This is a genomic window from Paenibacillus sp. JT31N17, assembly GCF_056269255.1.
Map to the genome: position 1 here is coordinate 215,777 of NZ_JBWDNP010000003.1, position 14,130 is coordinate 229,906.

Annotated in this window: 12 protein-coding genes and 1 tRNA gene; 10 read left to right on the forward strand and 3 right to left on the reverse strand. The window is 40.5% G+C overall.

Going from position 1 to position 14,130, the window contains the following annotated elements; genetic code table 11:
* Positions 1–37: 37 nt before the first annotated feature.
* Positions 38–3,244 carry a hypothetical protein gene (locus AC0YOB_RS12650; protein WP_475793126.1) on the forward strand — a complete coding sequence of 1,069 codons (3,207 nt, stop codon included), beginning with the start codon at positions 38–40 and terminating at the stop codon, positions 3,242–3,244.
* Positions 3,245–3,416: 172 nt separating this feature from the next.
* On the opposite strand, the gene AC0YOB_RS12655 is transcribed toward AC0YOB_RS12650, so the two are convergent.
* Positions 3,417–3,995, reverse strand: coding sequence for a hypothetical protein (locus AC0YOB_RS12655; RefSeq protein ID WP_475793127.1), 579 nt, complete (start codon positions 3,993–3,995; stop codon positions 3,417–3,419).
* Between the two features lie 15 nt (positions 3,996–4,010).
* Positions 4,011–4,784 carry a restriction endonuclease gene (locus tag AC0YOB_RS12660; RefSeq protein ID WP_475793128.1) on the reverse strand — a complete coding sequence of 258 codons (774 nt, stop codon included), beginning with the start codon at positions 4,782–4,784 and terminating at the stop codon, positions 4,011–4,013.
* 402 nt (positions 4,785–5,186) lie between these two features.
* Here AC0YOB_RS12660 and AC0YOB_RS12665 point away from each other — a divergent pair, with 402 nt between their 5' ends.
* From AC0YOB_RS12665 to AC0YOB_RS12695, 7 genes are all read left to right on the forward strand, one after another.
* Positions 5,187–5,768: a hypothetical protein gene (locus AC0YOB_RS12665; RefSeq protein WP_475793129.1), complete on the forward strand. Its 582-nt coding sequence runs from the start codon at positions 5,187–5,189 to the stop codon at positions 5,766–5,768.
* Positions 5,761–6,987, forward strand: coding sequence for a hypothetical protein (locus tag AC0YOB_RS12670; protein ID WP_475793130.1), 1,227 nt, complete (start codon positions 5,761–5,763; stop codon positions 6,985–6,987). The genes AC0YOB_RS12665 and AC0YOB_RS12670 overlap by 8 nt, the downstream gene beginning before the upstream one ends.
* A gap of 84 nt (positions 6,988–7,071) precedes the next feature.
* Positions 7,072–7,908, forward strand: a complete 837-nt coding sequence (locus AC0YOB_RS12675) for an abortive infection family protein (RefSeq protein ID WP_442052792.1) — start codon at positions 7,072–7,074, stop codon at positions 7,906–7,908.
* Between the two features lie 299 nt (positions 7,909–8,207).
* Positions 8,208–8,855 carry a restriction endonuclease gene (locus AC0YOB_RS12680; protein WP_475793131.1) on the forward strand — a complete coding sequence of 216 codons (648 nt, stop codon included), beginning with the start codon at positions 8,208–8,210 and terminating at the stop codon, positions 8,853–8,855.
* A 303-nt stretch (positions 8,856–9,158) separates the two neighbouring features.
* Positions 9,159–10,085, forward strand: coding sequence for a restriction endonuclease (locus AC0YOB_RS12685; RefSeq protein WP_475793132.1), 927 nt, complete (start codon positions 9,159–9,161; stop codon positions 10,083–10,085).
* Positions 10,086–10,533: 448 nt separating this feature from the next.
* A complete protein-coding gene (locus AC0YOB_RS12690) occupies positions 10,534–11,241 on the forward strand; it encodes a uracil-DNA glycosylase (RefSeq protein ID WP_475793133.1) in 708 nt (235 codons plus the stop codon).
* A 3-nt stretch (positions 11,242–11,244) separates the two neighbouring features.
* A complete protein-coding gene (locus tag AC0YOB_RS12695; protein WP_475793134.1) occupies positions 11,245–12,063 on the forward strand; it encodes an SPL family radical SAM protein in 819 nt (272 codons plus the stop codon).
* Between the two features lie 96 nt (positions 12,064–12,159).
* Here the strand turns inward: AC0YOB_RS12695 and AC0YOB_RS12700 are convergent, their stop codons facing one another.
* Complete coding sequence (locus AC0YOB_RS12700) at positions 12,160–13,182, reverse strand: S-layer homology domain-containing protein (RefSeq protein WP_475793135.1); 1,023 nt, start codon at positions 13,180–13,182, stop codon at positions 12,160–12,162.
* A 250-nt stretch (positions 13,183–13,432) separates the two neighbouring features.
* Here AC0YOB_RS12700 and AC0YOB_RS12705 point away from each other — a divergent pair, with 250 nt between their 5' ends.
* Positions 13,433–13,747: a hypothetical protein gene (locus AC0YOB_RS12705; RefSeq protein WP_210042303.1), complete on the forward strand. Its 315-nt coding sequence runs from the start codon at positions 13,433–13,435 to the stop codon at positions 13,745–13,747.
* 254 nt (positions 13,748–14,001) lie between these two features.
* Positions 14,002–14,077 (forward strand) — tRNA-Val (locus tag AC0YOB_RS12710).
* The last annotated feature ends 53 nt before the right edge of the window (positions 14,078–14,130 follow it).

Sequence of the window (14,130 nt, forward strand, 5' to 3'; positions counted from 1 at the left end):
GTTTTGTATAAAAAAAAAGTAAGGGAGTGTGATTGGAATGAGCAATGCCACTATTATTCAGACAAGAGATAATGTGTTTATTGGTTCTGATAGCGCAACTTCAATTGAAGTTAATGGGGACTTATTCAGGCAAGATACCGAAGCAATAAAGTTGTATCAAGTTGACGACAAGATTATTTTCGCTTCTGGTGAACTGCACTTTTGCTATAGTGTGATGGAGAAATTTCAGCAATCAAAAACGAGAGGCATTGAGCAGCTTAGACAGATTATCTATCAGCATTATGCCGGACAAGTCATTGAAATCGTAATTTGTGAACATGATGGGGATCAGACTGTTATTCATCAGTTATCGTCGTACAATAACTTCATTCCTGTGATTCATAGCAATATTCCTGAGGGTGGCATTCACGTACTCTCCGCAGGGATAAAGACCAGGGAATCGCATGAAGTTGCATGTATGAACATATTTGGGGGCCGAACTGTTAAAGAAACCTATAAAAGAGTGTTTGATAGCATTGCTTTTGAAGGTATCGGCGGGATGCTTTCTGTGTTCAGGATAAATAAAGAAGGAATAAGTAGATATCTTACACACCAAATCAAAGAACCACATGATTTAAGAATGCTTAGTATAAGTGTTCTGGCTGATTATTATCAGAAGCACTGTATAGTGGCTGAAAGACTCTACGGAAAGATTTTCATGGGTACAAACCTTGCCCTTGAAGACGAGGATGGTGTATTGAAATTCCAAGGCTCCAAAGGTGAAATCTTTGACCGCAATGGGAAGCTTGTCATGAAGCTTGGTTTAGTTGATGAAGAACCAGATACTTTTGGACTCTGGTCATTTAATGATATTACGAGAGTCAAAATGGATGATATTTCTGGATTTGTAATCGACAAAGCGACCACAGATACAACAAATCATCCTGATGGATGGGAGAAGGTTTTGTGGGCAGACCCAAGTGATGGAACTCTCTACACAAAAGGTCTTATAGCTGAGAATATCAAGATCGTCAATAATGTGGGTGATGTTATTCTGGATGCTGAGAATAACTATCTAAACATTGGAGATTTCAAGAATATTGTCATGGACAATAAGCTGACAACGCTTGAAAAAATGCAGGTCATTACTGAACTGTATAAGATCGAATCAGGCTATCACAGGATGCTTGAACAGGTAGAAGAATACAAACGCTCACAACGAGATGATGTATTTGATATGGATGCTCAATTCTTATCTAAAACTCCAAGCACAATCGATCTGTATTCTACAACGCCACTGTCAAATGCCTATAACGCATTGCTTGACTACATGGTACAATACATTGACATTGTAGGAAGAGAGCCATTAAATGTTAACATCAATTCTCCTAAAACAGATCAAACGAGTGAAATCCCTGATCGTGCCGAGTTCATCTTAAAGTTCAAGACTTATTATGATGAAGAGATAAATCTTCGAAACAAAATAGAAGATGCCCAATTCTATTCTGGTCTGAACATGGGAGCCTTCTATAACAATGTCGTTATTGGAGAATATGGCTTCATTGCTCTAAGGAGTGATGGAAAGTATCGTTCTGTTCTTAATGCAACGAATGGACTGGCATTGCAGAAGTGGGAGAATAACCAATGGACAAATAAAGTGTATGCATCTATCGGAAACTCATCGTATGAGGATGGAACACTCATTGCGGAAGACTTGGTAGCTAAACGCTTGCGAATTGAAACGAAGCTTGGCGATGTGTTGCTTGATGCTGATGCTCTTAACTTTGACTTTACTGTGCTAGATTCCATTGTCCTCGACGATGTAATTGTTTCTACAGAGAAGATCACACTGTCGAATCAGTATAAGAGTATTACGAAACAGTACATTACGTTAAAGGATCAAATACAAAGATATGCAACAAGTGTGTATAACGATAGAGATTCATCTTATTATGAATTAGATGATGCCAGAAACCAGTTGATGACAGCAGGGAATGAGTTGGATTCTTCGTACAATTCACTAACCTCATATATGAATCCAATCTTCGCGAATATGAATGCTACAACTCATATCGTCAATGATCTTGGATCGACAAGGCTGATATTCCATTCCAAGTGGGAAGACTTCTACAAGGCATATGAGGGCGCTAGAGAGAAGCTTTCTGACTTCCTAGAGAAGAGTTCGATGCAGTTAGGTAGAAACTACAACAACACTGTTATCGACGCTGAGAATGGCATTGTAGTCACCAGAGGGAACATGATGAACAGAGCAATCATGAACGCCACCAGAGGATTTGCGCTTCAAAAAAATACAGGTTCAGCTAATGCGCCAGTATGGGTAGATAAGTTCTATGCAGACATAGAAGGAAACTTTTATGCGGAGGAACTTCGAGCAATTAGACTCAGAATCATTTCTGGCGATGGTGATATGCTTATTGATGGAGACGAAAGAAAGTTGTATCTCAACAAGTTCGATATCATCGGTGCTGGACTGATTACTTCTGAACATATCATTACGAATACAATCACAGCGGACAATGGATACATCGCAGACCTTACAGTTAACCACCTGAAAACATTGGCGAAGGATGGGAATGTTGGAGGATACATTGACTTTATCGATATCATGAACAATGAAGCGAGATGGATTACTGGTAGGATTACGTCGAAGACTCCTGCAATTGATTCAAGGGGAAATGCGTTGTATTGGAAGGATTCTGAGAAGAAGTATCTGACTACAGATGTGACTCCTTACATTGCATATAGCTATGAGATGGATGAAACAGATAAGTTGAAGATTGCATTCCAAGATTCTGGTATTGCATCGTATCCATATAGCGTATGGGGTGCTGGCGATGGTGTTAAAACAGGAACTACAGGTACAACATGGGAAGATAGTGCAAGAGGGTATATTTACAAAACAACCAATGAGTTTCATTTCAAGTATAACGCAAGCAGCTCTGGTGACTTACGAGAGATTAAACTGTACGATCAAGGGATTGATATTGCATCGCTAAACAAACCAGTTAAGATTGAAGGGAAAGAGGTTAGAATCAATTCAGAATGTGGGATGATTCAGCTTGAACATTCATCAGGGGCGCTTTTGGGGATTGATGAAGCAGGAGAGAAGATTTATTTGCAGCAGCCAAATGGGAGTGTGATGGAGCTGAATAGCGAAGGGTTGTACGCGAACATTAATGGTGATATAAGCCTGAATGCGACTGGGGAGATAAAGATTAGAGGGGCAAGGATTGACCTGAATTAGACTGATGTAAATGAGTAATAATGGAGAAATCAAGAGGATTAAAAGACTATTCCAGCTTGATTTCTCTATATACTCTTCTAGAGAATAGTAGTTAATATTTTTACAATTTTCACTTAGAAATGCTTACTGTTGACGATTTCAAATAGGAAACAAATTACTCCAAAAGTCCTGCCTACAAATTTCTATGCTCCTGCCATGCAAGGTATTGCAAGAGAGGTGAGGGGAAAAACATTCTGTCATTATATTTGCGATCAATATATTTTTTAAGCCTCCGCTTTATAAATTTATCCACATCGATTAACTTAATATGGAGGCAATCATTTCGTGGATTTTCCTTTTTTCTAGTGAATAATATTTTTGCTACTTGGTAGTCAGCGACTTGTGTTATTGGATCGGATTGTATCTGATGTACAAACTCTTTGTAATTTGAAGAAATACCGAGTCGTGCGACAGCTTTTTCGATGTGCAATGGATTGAATAGTTTTTCAGTCGAAAAACCGCCTGTTTTTACCTCGCATATTAAAGCAATTGGTTTATCTTTATCAAGCTCTTTAAACAAACAGTTTGCATCCCAATCTGTTTCTTGTCCCCCAATTTCTTCATAAACATGTGGAAGTCTTATTCCTAAGAGGTCTGAGTCAGATGTTTTTGTAACAGTAGTTGGTGATGCATGTAGAACGAAGTTATCAATAAGAAAGAACCCATTAAAACGTAAATACCAATAAACCAACTCTTCTCCATAATTCAGCATGGCAGCACCTCATTATCATTGATGATTATAGCAATATATCCTTCCATTGAATCGTTTAGGATTTGATAAGCAATATTCCTTGACTTTATTAGTCACTGGTTTTCCACATCTAGCACAAACAAACAAATCATCTTTATGCTCTTTGGAGTCATGGATAGAGGTTGCTGCTACTTCATTAGCTGCTTCTTCTAAGTTCACGTTAATCGTTTGTACTGCATTTACCTTCGCCATCTGCTCAATGAGAACTTCTCTATCCCACAACTTAACTCTAAGGCGCTTAGCTCCATCTTTTGCTTGCTCTGTGAAACCAGAGTTGGTTATTACCCATGCTTCGTCACAGCCATAAACATCTTTACTTGTATAAGCTTGCTGAATGGCTTCATAGCCCACGTTCTTCTTCCATCGTTTGGCTTGTATGATAACTTTCTTCGTTGCTGATGACAGAATCAAATCAGCCCCATAATCACCTCTACCACCAGTGCGTTTCACTTGCCAGCCCTGACGTTTGAAAAACTGCTCTAGGTAGCGTTCGAACTTTGTGCCGCTCATTTTGTCGATCTCGTTGATGTTAGCTTTTTTCAACTTCTCTTGTACATATACGATTCTAAAGCCAATACTGGTAGCCAGAGCTATGATAATGATGATAAGAAGCGGGTTTAACCATGATCCTCCCAAACTTGCTCCATACTTGCTGAACGTTAAGTTAAAGGCAAGTATAAAGGCGCAACCAATCGCTAGTTGCATTGCTAATTCTACAAATGTAGGTTCTTTTTTGCGTCTTCTAGCCAAATTAGTATTCCCCTGTCTCTTTAGTGTAGTTATGTTCTCATAGGCCATTATAACTATAAATCTTAAATTGGGGAATACTTACAAATTGGTTTTGGTGCCAGATGATTGTGAAAATTACATATGTACGCCAAAATGACTTGTACTACCCGCAATGTAAACTATCAGATGTGGTGTCAGTCACAAGAGTATTTTCCGAAACGCTTGTCTCAGTTTTATTTTCTTTGCAGCCCTCTTTCAACAATTTATTCTGAGAATCAGACCCTTTGAATCTTGATACACTACCATCACAAATAATGTGTTAAAATTGACCAAAGAGAAGATGTGGGTAGTTTAGCCTACTTAATTAGATATAGTCAAAGTTGATATTCACATTAATTAAGATTATCCGAGGGGAGGAAAAGTATGTATTACCTTCTAGCGATCGTACTTGTTGTCTTAGGAATATTAATGCAACTTGAAATTTTCATACTAGATGATTTTAAAGTTGCGTGTCTTAATGTTAGCGCATTGTTCTTCACGATATCTGGTATTAGCTCAGGGTCTATATTTCACAAGGTTCATAAAGCTATTTCAACAGCGGTTCAATACATAATGATTACACTAGGTGGGATATATTTTCTACTTGCAATTATAGGCTCGGGCTTCATTTGGTACAAAGAAATTAATAATCATATGTTGCAAATAGATTCAAATGCGGTACTTATGATAGCTTTGGGTGCTACCATTGGAGCAATTGTATTGAATAGAAAATTTTCAGAGAACAGGGCGAAAGCGGATAATAGCAAGATTACAATGCTGAATCATGAAATTCTAAATCTAAAGCAAAAAATAAACGACAAAGATATGAAGCATATTGAACTGGTGGAAAGTTACAATGCACTTAATTCACAAAATCGGACGTTAATCAAAAAGCTAAATCAAACTACTAAAGTATTGGAACAGGTGAATAGAAAAATTGATGGGGGTAAACAAAAGGATGAGTAGATATAATATCAAATTTAAACAAGAGGACGTTGGATATGTAAAACCTTGGAGAATCACTGATTTCATCGAGAAGATAACCATACTACATTATAAAGAAGAATTATTAAAAGAGATTCGATTACGGTTGAACAAAGGAGTGAAGCCTGAAAATATCGTACTATTTGACAAGTCATTTAATATTCATCGTAGTTATTCCAACCTAAGTGAAAGTTCATTATTAACACAAAAGGGTGCAAAGCAAACTTATCACTTGGGGAACATATTATCTTTGTATCCCAACAAAGAAATCAATTCAATCTCTCTATTGTTTGAATTGTTTTCATCGACCTATACAATTATGAACAAGTCTGGTGTAAAACCTTTTAAGGATAGGTTACATGTTTATGTTTCTGAGGTTCTTTTATCGAATGAAAAGGAGTTAAATTTAATTTCTTTTCAGAATGATTTGGGATCCCTAATTACCCCATTATCTAAGAATGATAGACTTGACGAAATCCGTGAAAAAGTTAATAACAAAATCAAGGAATTAAATGGGAAGCATGCACTTTTCTGCAATGATAAGGCTGAGCTAGAGCAACTTGAAACTTTACTATCTGAACAACCATTATTAGAGAAGTTCAAAACAAAGAAGTTCAAAGAACTATATAGCAAACTCATACGCAGATTTTACAATAAGTTCAATGACATTCAGCGACCAATAATTGGTGTATTTCATAACGAGACAAAATCAATAGAGTTTCTGGCTACAAGCTTTATTAAAAAAGAAGGAAATGACGAATCCCAAATAGATCTAAAAAGTGTTACACATAACAGTCCATATGAGATATTTATTTCAGCAGGTGCTACAGTCGTTATGATGTTGTATCAAATGTACTGTAATAAGATTGACATAAATGCGCCATTACAGTTAATGGAAAACGCAGAGGATGCTGACGAGACGGATATACTAGAAGAATATATGGAATTTGATGAAGATGCAGTTGAAATATATGACGAAGAACAATGGTTAGAAAATCTATCGAAACTTGAAAAATTCATTGCTGATAAAGATGCTCAGGCGCAAGAGATTGAAGTAAAGATTGATGAAGATGTTGAACCGAATGAAGGAGTCGACTTTATTTTAGTGGAAATCGAAATGAAAGTGGACAGTTCGCTAAGGAAAAACTTCGAGGAAAACAATTTTATTTCTGGTGATATAGATATTGAAAAAGCAATTTAACGCACGCACTAATAAACTGGTTAAAAACAAACTGTTTTCATCTGGATAAGAAACTAGGAACTATCAAAGAATGAGAGGTATCATATGAGATCAGCAACAGTTCCATTTACTGAAACTATAGCTATAACTGTAGCTAAAATGATTGATGATTCACTTCTTGATATTAAGAGAGAGCCAAGTCATTCGGAAATTGATTTCCTTATTAATCAAGTTAAGCTGACTCATGCTGATCCTAAGAAGCAAGGGCAAAATGTAGGCAAATTCAAACGTATACGTGCTGTGCTTTATTGGGCGCTTGAAAACGATGTACAAGCCGGAGAGAAGCTAATTAAAAGGCTAATTGATACAATTCGTGGTTGCGGAGGATTTAGAGAGGAATCAAGTAACTTTGTTGGTAAAGAAGCGATAACAAATGCTATTGATGCATTTCGGTCAGAGGGATACGTGTTTTCCCTTATTGGAGAAATTCAGCCAGCAGTTCTTGATAACCTATCTGAAAAAGAAATGACCGAAGCGTTACAAGCATATGTGCGGAGAGCAAGAAAAGGCTCAGCAGATGCGGCTTTACTGGCAGGAACAGGAAAAGATTTAATGGAAGCAGTTTCAAAGCATGTTATTCATGTAAAGTGGGGGCAAGCTAGTTCGAATCAAAGTTTTCCATTCTTGTTAGGTCAGGCATTTACTGCTCTAGAGATGGCAACACCCCAAATGAGGGCTGAGTCTAATGAGTCTTATATGAAGCGTTATGAAAGATCACTATACGAGTTGGGCTGCTCAGTAAATGCAATTCGTAACAAAGAAGGTACGGGTCATGGAAGACCGTTTCTTCCTAGTATTACGCAAGCCGAAGCAATTAATGCAATTCAAGCCATTGGTATCGTAGCTGACTACATGCTGATGAAATTGCAAAATACACAATAGGCATCCGCGCTGTTACTTCCATCGACGGTATGGCAGTAGATGGTATGTATAATGATTAGCCACTCAATTTGGGTGGCTTTTTGTTGTGAAGGCGGCATGAATATACAGTTGAAACATAGTTGAAGATCTGTACTTATACAGTCAGGAACTCGTGATGCTATTGAAGAGATGAATTAATATAGATATATTTTGTGTCCACTAATTATGGTAGTATTTAACTAGTATTCTATTAGGATTAGTCCATAAGGTTTAGGTTATAGTTAGTTGGAAAGTAATGTTAAATTGGAGGTTTATGTGTTGTGGTTGGATTCATTATTTTCATAACAATTATCATTGTAAGTGTAATTGCCTTAGTTGGGTTTCAAATTAGTAAAAAGTCAGCAAACAAGAGTGTTATTCAGCCATTGGAGGAGGACTATGATTTAAAGGAAGTAAACATCGAAAAAATTGATAGGATGGAAGATGGTTCTGAGTTTGAAATGTATTTGTACAGATTATTTCTCCATCTTGGTTATCAGGGCGTATATAAGACAGTCGGTGCTAGAGACTTTGGAGCAGATGTAGTTTTTACTGATCGTGAAGGCATAAGGAATGTGGTACAGGCAAAGCGATACACTGACCCAGTTCGTATAAGTGCAGTACAGGAGGTATTCTCATGTATGAGGTACTATAAGGCAAAGAAAGCCATTGTTATAGCTTCTGCTAAGTTCACAGAGCCATGTGAAACGCTTGCAGGAATTAATCATGTGAAGCTATTAGATCGTGATGATTTGATAAGCATAATCGAAGCATTCAAGCAAGATGATGTTCAAGCGGTCAAGGACAGAATTGAAGCTGAGCCAAGGATGATCTTAGAATCATGGAGTGAGGTTAACGGTACTGTACTTCATGAAATTAAGAAGGATTACAAAGCAGAGAAATATGTCAAAAAAGTAATGCGAAAATAATAAGACTGGCGTGCTGGGACTATGTTTAAAAGAATAGTTGTATTGGGGATGCTGGTGGTAATTGCAGAGTTTGAACGAACTCAGGTGGATTTAATGGCAGCAGGAGCAATAGCCGTATTAGGATGGGTTGTAACTCATTAAAATACAAGCAAAAGGGAATTGAGTGCAATGCTTGGGCTTACTAGTCAGAATAATTTGATGAGTTTCGAAGGGATTAGCGGCAAGAACTACGATTAAATGGGACAGAATAAAGTACTCGGATCAGGTACATAATTGAAAAATATGTATAGGAGGACGGAACAAATGGAGCTGAACGAGTGGCTTTACACAACTAACTATCAGACATTTGAAGAGTGGCAGAACCTTGTATTGAGTAGTGAAGAAGTATATCCTGCATTAAGGATTCCGTATGACGAATGGCTGGATAAGTATATAGACAACATCAAAGATGTACATCAGGGAGATGTTAAAGATTTGTTGAGGTGTCTATTAGAGCCTTTAACACGCAATCAAGATACAAGTGACTATGCGGTTAACAAGATGATGCAGAGAGTTGCAGATGCGAAAATTCGTCAACGTGCTGAAAAGATGGCGAGTAGTGAAAATATAATCCGACTTAGTAAAGGACTAGATGCTTGGGAAGGAGTTACATGGATACTAGAACTGCTTCCAGCAGCACCATACAATGCAGTACAAGCACTTGAAAGTTATTTATACTCACAGCCCAATCTCCCTGATGATCGTATCATTGGAATAGCACAGTGTATAGAAATTATCTTTGCCAAGTTTATTCACTGCGAAAACCCTATTGAGAAGCTACTGACATTAAAATCGGTAGAATTTGAATGGTTTATTGAATATTTGTATGACCGTATGGGCTATGACACCTTGTGGACTAAAGCCACTCGCGACGGTGGAAAGGATATTATAGCTAGAGGTAAAAGACCTGATGGTTTTGAGCAGGTCTATGTAGAGTGTAAGCTATATAAGACTACACGACTTACTCTACAGGCTGTTCAAGCATTTAGTCGTGTTATTGATAAGAATGAAGTGAACAGAGGGGTCATTTTTTGTACTGGTTATGTTAGTGAAAATCTGAAAAAAGAGGATAAGAGGATACAGATATGGTCGTATAAAGATATGCATACGCTTCTGAACGCCCATTTAGGAAGCGATTGGATTGATGACGTAAATACAATTGTAGGAATCCAAAGGAGAAAGTACGGATAGCCGTCATGTACCGAATGACATGACGGCTGACTAGGCACGTATACCTTGGGGGATTTATTGTGTTTGTATAATGCATCTTGTTAACACCCAATAAGCATGATAAAATGACTATTATAAACTCACAGGATTCCTTTAATTTCGAAGGGGATAACAAAGTAAATCCTGTTAAGTTTAAACCAAGCAGATACCGCAAAGTGTTGATATTATAGGCGTTTTACGTGATGCAAGTACGCACAGGACTTAAAATCCTGCGGTGGGTGACCACCGTACGGGTTCGATTCCCGTCCTCGGCACCAGCTTTGTACTTATATGATCGATACATACCGATAACGTTCGAAGGACGAGCAGTCGGAAAAGAAATCAGCATCCCATAGCCGTAATATCCTCGTCAGCAGATGAGTATAGCGGAGGGGTGCTTTTTTTAATTTTCATTGGGGAGGAAATGAAGTTGGCTGTCATATTCAAAAATGATTGGGCTTCGATTCTGGATCAGGAGCTGGAGCAGCCCTACTACAAGGAACTCCGCTCTCATCTTGCAGAACAATATCGGAGACAAACCATTTATCCGGGGATGCATGATATTTTTAATGCGCTGCATTACACATCGTACGGGAAGACAAGTGTGGTCATTCTGGGACAGGACCCCTACCATGGTCCAAATCAGGCCCACGGTCTGAGCTTTTCCGTACAGCCGGGCGTCAAGACTCCGCCTTCCTTGCAAAATATTTTCAAAGAGCTGAAGGATGATTTGGGCTGTCCCATTCCTGACCATGGGCATCTCGTTTCATGGGCCAAACAAGGTGTACTATTGCTTAATAATGTGCTGACCGTGCAGGCGGCTGCTGCCGCATCGCATCAGGGGCTGGGTTGGGAACGGTTTACAGATGCCATTATCCAGGCCTTGAACAAGCGGGAGACGCCTGTTGTGTTTATTTTATGGGGCAAGCATGCCCAGGAGAAGGCCTCGGCGATTGATTCGGACAGGCACTGCATGATTTCATCGGCACACCCCAGTCCGTTTGCCGCGCACCGGGGCTTTTTTGGCAGCAGGCCCTTCTCGCGCACGAACCATTTCCTTCGCAGCATTGGCCGCCCGGAGATCGATTGGTGCGTGCCGTCGCTCGCCCAGCTGGAATCCGCCGCGGATCAGGAGTAAAATATGGCGTCTGCAGAATCGAAGAAACGGGTATCGAAGCTGCTTAATCCCGCATCAGGCTATCTGACGGGTTATTCGTATACGCTGAACCCGTACGTTGGGTGCTCCTTCGGCTGTTCCTATTGTTATGTCAGGCGTATGCCGGTTGCCATGTTTCGCGATGAGCCATGGGGCGAGTGGGTGGATCCCAAGCCATTTGAAGGCGAGGATTTCCGCAAGGAATGGAGCAGAGCCTTGAAGAAAGGGCCAGTAACGGTCTTCATGTCCTCGGCAACGGACCCTTATCAGCCGGCAGAATATGCATCAATGCGGACGAGGCTCGTGCTGGAGGTTATGGCGGAGAAGCCGCCTGAATTTGTACTGGTGCAGACCAGGAGTCCGCTTGTTGTGCGGGATATGGACTTGCTCAAGCGTCTGGGCAGTCATGTCCGCGTCAGTATGACGGTTGAGACGGACCGGGAGGATATCCGCAAGCAGTTGACTCCCAAAGCGCCTCCACTCGCCGCAAGATGGAGCGCAATCCGCGAATTGAGGAATAATGGCATACCGGTTCAAGCCGCCGTGTCACCGCTTCTGCCGTGCTCAGAGCGTTTTGCAGCGAAGCTCGCTGAAGCCGTGGAACGGGTTGTCGTCGATGATTTCTTCCGCGGCGACGGCAGCAAGGGCAAACGTTCCGCACAGCTTGGGATGCGGGAGCATTATCGCCAGCTTGGACTGGAGCATCTCTATGAGGAGGAAACAGCGGACCGTTTTGTTGGAGAGCTGGGCAAGCTGATGAAGCCGGGGGCGGTTTATTTTGGCCATGAAGGATTTATGCCATAGTGAGGCGTGCGTAGCTTGCGAAAGACCAATCAAAAAAGAAGCTTCCCGATGACTTTACGAAAAGTCTTGGGAAGCTTCTTTTTCTCTGCCGGACGATTACTGCGGGCTCACACTATCGCCTGGGTCCAATTGTGACGAGTCACCGTGCATGATACCGGTTGAGGAACCAGCACTGCCGTCTGATCCTCCTGTGGAACCTGGTGCGTCAGCAAGCGTGGGAGTGTAGGCTGACGAGACATAGGTCACCGATTTTACTTCTGTGATTACCTGAGGATAGACCTGATCGGCTTCTGGATAGGTTGCCTCGACTTGCAGGACAGCCTTGTCGCCGTCAAAGGAGATGGAGCTGATTTTGAGTCCGTAGCCGGGGTTGGGAGCCATGGCTGAGACCGTGACTTCATTAACTTTATCATTCACGGCGACCGTGCTGATTTTCACATCGCTAAGCGGTGAAGGTGTGGGCTCCTCAACTGGCGGTACCGTGTTGTCTGCCTGTTCTTCTACGAATTGAATGGAGTTGAACAGCCAGCCGGCCGCTTCGCCTCGGGTAATCGCTTTTTGCGGATAGAAATTTTGTTTGCTGTCGAGCTGGACAATTTTGGCGATCAGCAGTCTTTGAATATTGCTCATATAGTCTTTATTGATGTCCGCCTCGTCATTAATCATCGCGTAAATATCAATAAACGCATAATCTCCTGTTTTCATAATTCCCTGGAACAAATGGTAAGCGAACTGCTCGCGTGTCATGACTGCATTGGGATCGACATCCTTAGGAAGGTTAATGCCGTTAAATTGTGCAATGATGAATGCATCCTCATACCATGAGCCGTCTTTTGCTTTGGAATAATAATCACTGGCTTTAGGCGCTTTGACGAAGCGGATCGTGTCGATGTTCAGATCCAGACCTCTGACTATAAGCGAGACGCCTTCCGCGTAGGTCAAATTATTTCCCGGTTTGAATAAACCGTCTTTACCTCCGGAGAGAATGCCTTTGCTTTGCAAATCGGCAATCTTGGACTCATTCGGATCATTTTTCGTGTCGGAGAATGCCCATACGGATTGGGTTGCGGCAAACAGCAGCAGAACGACAACGGACAGCATAACCAGACTTCTTTTCATGGTTTATCACCTCAGGGTTAATTTGGTATTTATCTTGTCTGTATCCCAATAGACGGACCGAAACGGCCGAATGTTGCGCCTGAAATATTCACCAGTTGTTTTATTCATATATTTATCGATGAACCGGGCTGTTTTGTGCTATGATTAGAGAGTTGAGTATAAAAGCTTTTCTCTTCAGGAACCCATATGATCAACCAGGATGGCCAGCGACGATAATAATAATGGTTCAAAGAAAAGGGGTAAAGTGAACGTGAGAGTAAATTTAAATTTCACTGCAAAAGGTCAGGCCGCAATTGAAAATTTCGATAACGAGGAACTAATTGAGATATTTGCCCGCTACAGCAATACTTTAACCAAGAAATATACGGTTGATGTTGCGGTCCCTGCTGAAGACAACAATAATATTGCCGCAAGCGGTTCATTGATTGTGCTGCTGAGCAATGTGAACTGTGATGTGGAGACCTTCTTCAAGGAGCTGGGAAGAGATATCAAAATTCCTTTGAAAAAACGCCTGAAGCTGAATGAGAAACTTGATAATGTATTTAAAACGGTAAAAATTGATTAAATCGGCAATCCGGATAGTTTATAGTTTGCGCATCCTTCTATTGCCTTACCCTTTATTCCGGAGGGGTAATGCGGTGAAGGGTTCATTTTCTATGTAAATAAGACCACTCGAATCCCGGGTGGCCCTTTTATATCGGGAAGAGGATGGAATCAAAGACCCGGAACTTGCTAGCGCAGGAAAATGATGAAATTAATTGTTGACTTCGTTTTTCGATTTTGATATATTAATATTTGTCACTGAACGACTTATCTTATGATCTGATAGCTCAGCTGGGAGAGCACCATCTTGACAGGGTGGGGGTCACAGGTTCGAACCCTGTTCAGATCACCATAACTTTAAATGTCGAAACCCTTGGTATTCAAGGGTTTTTTTGTTTATATGTT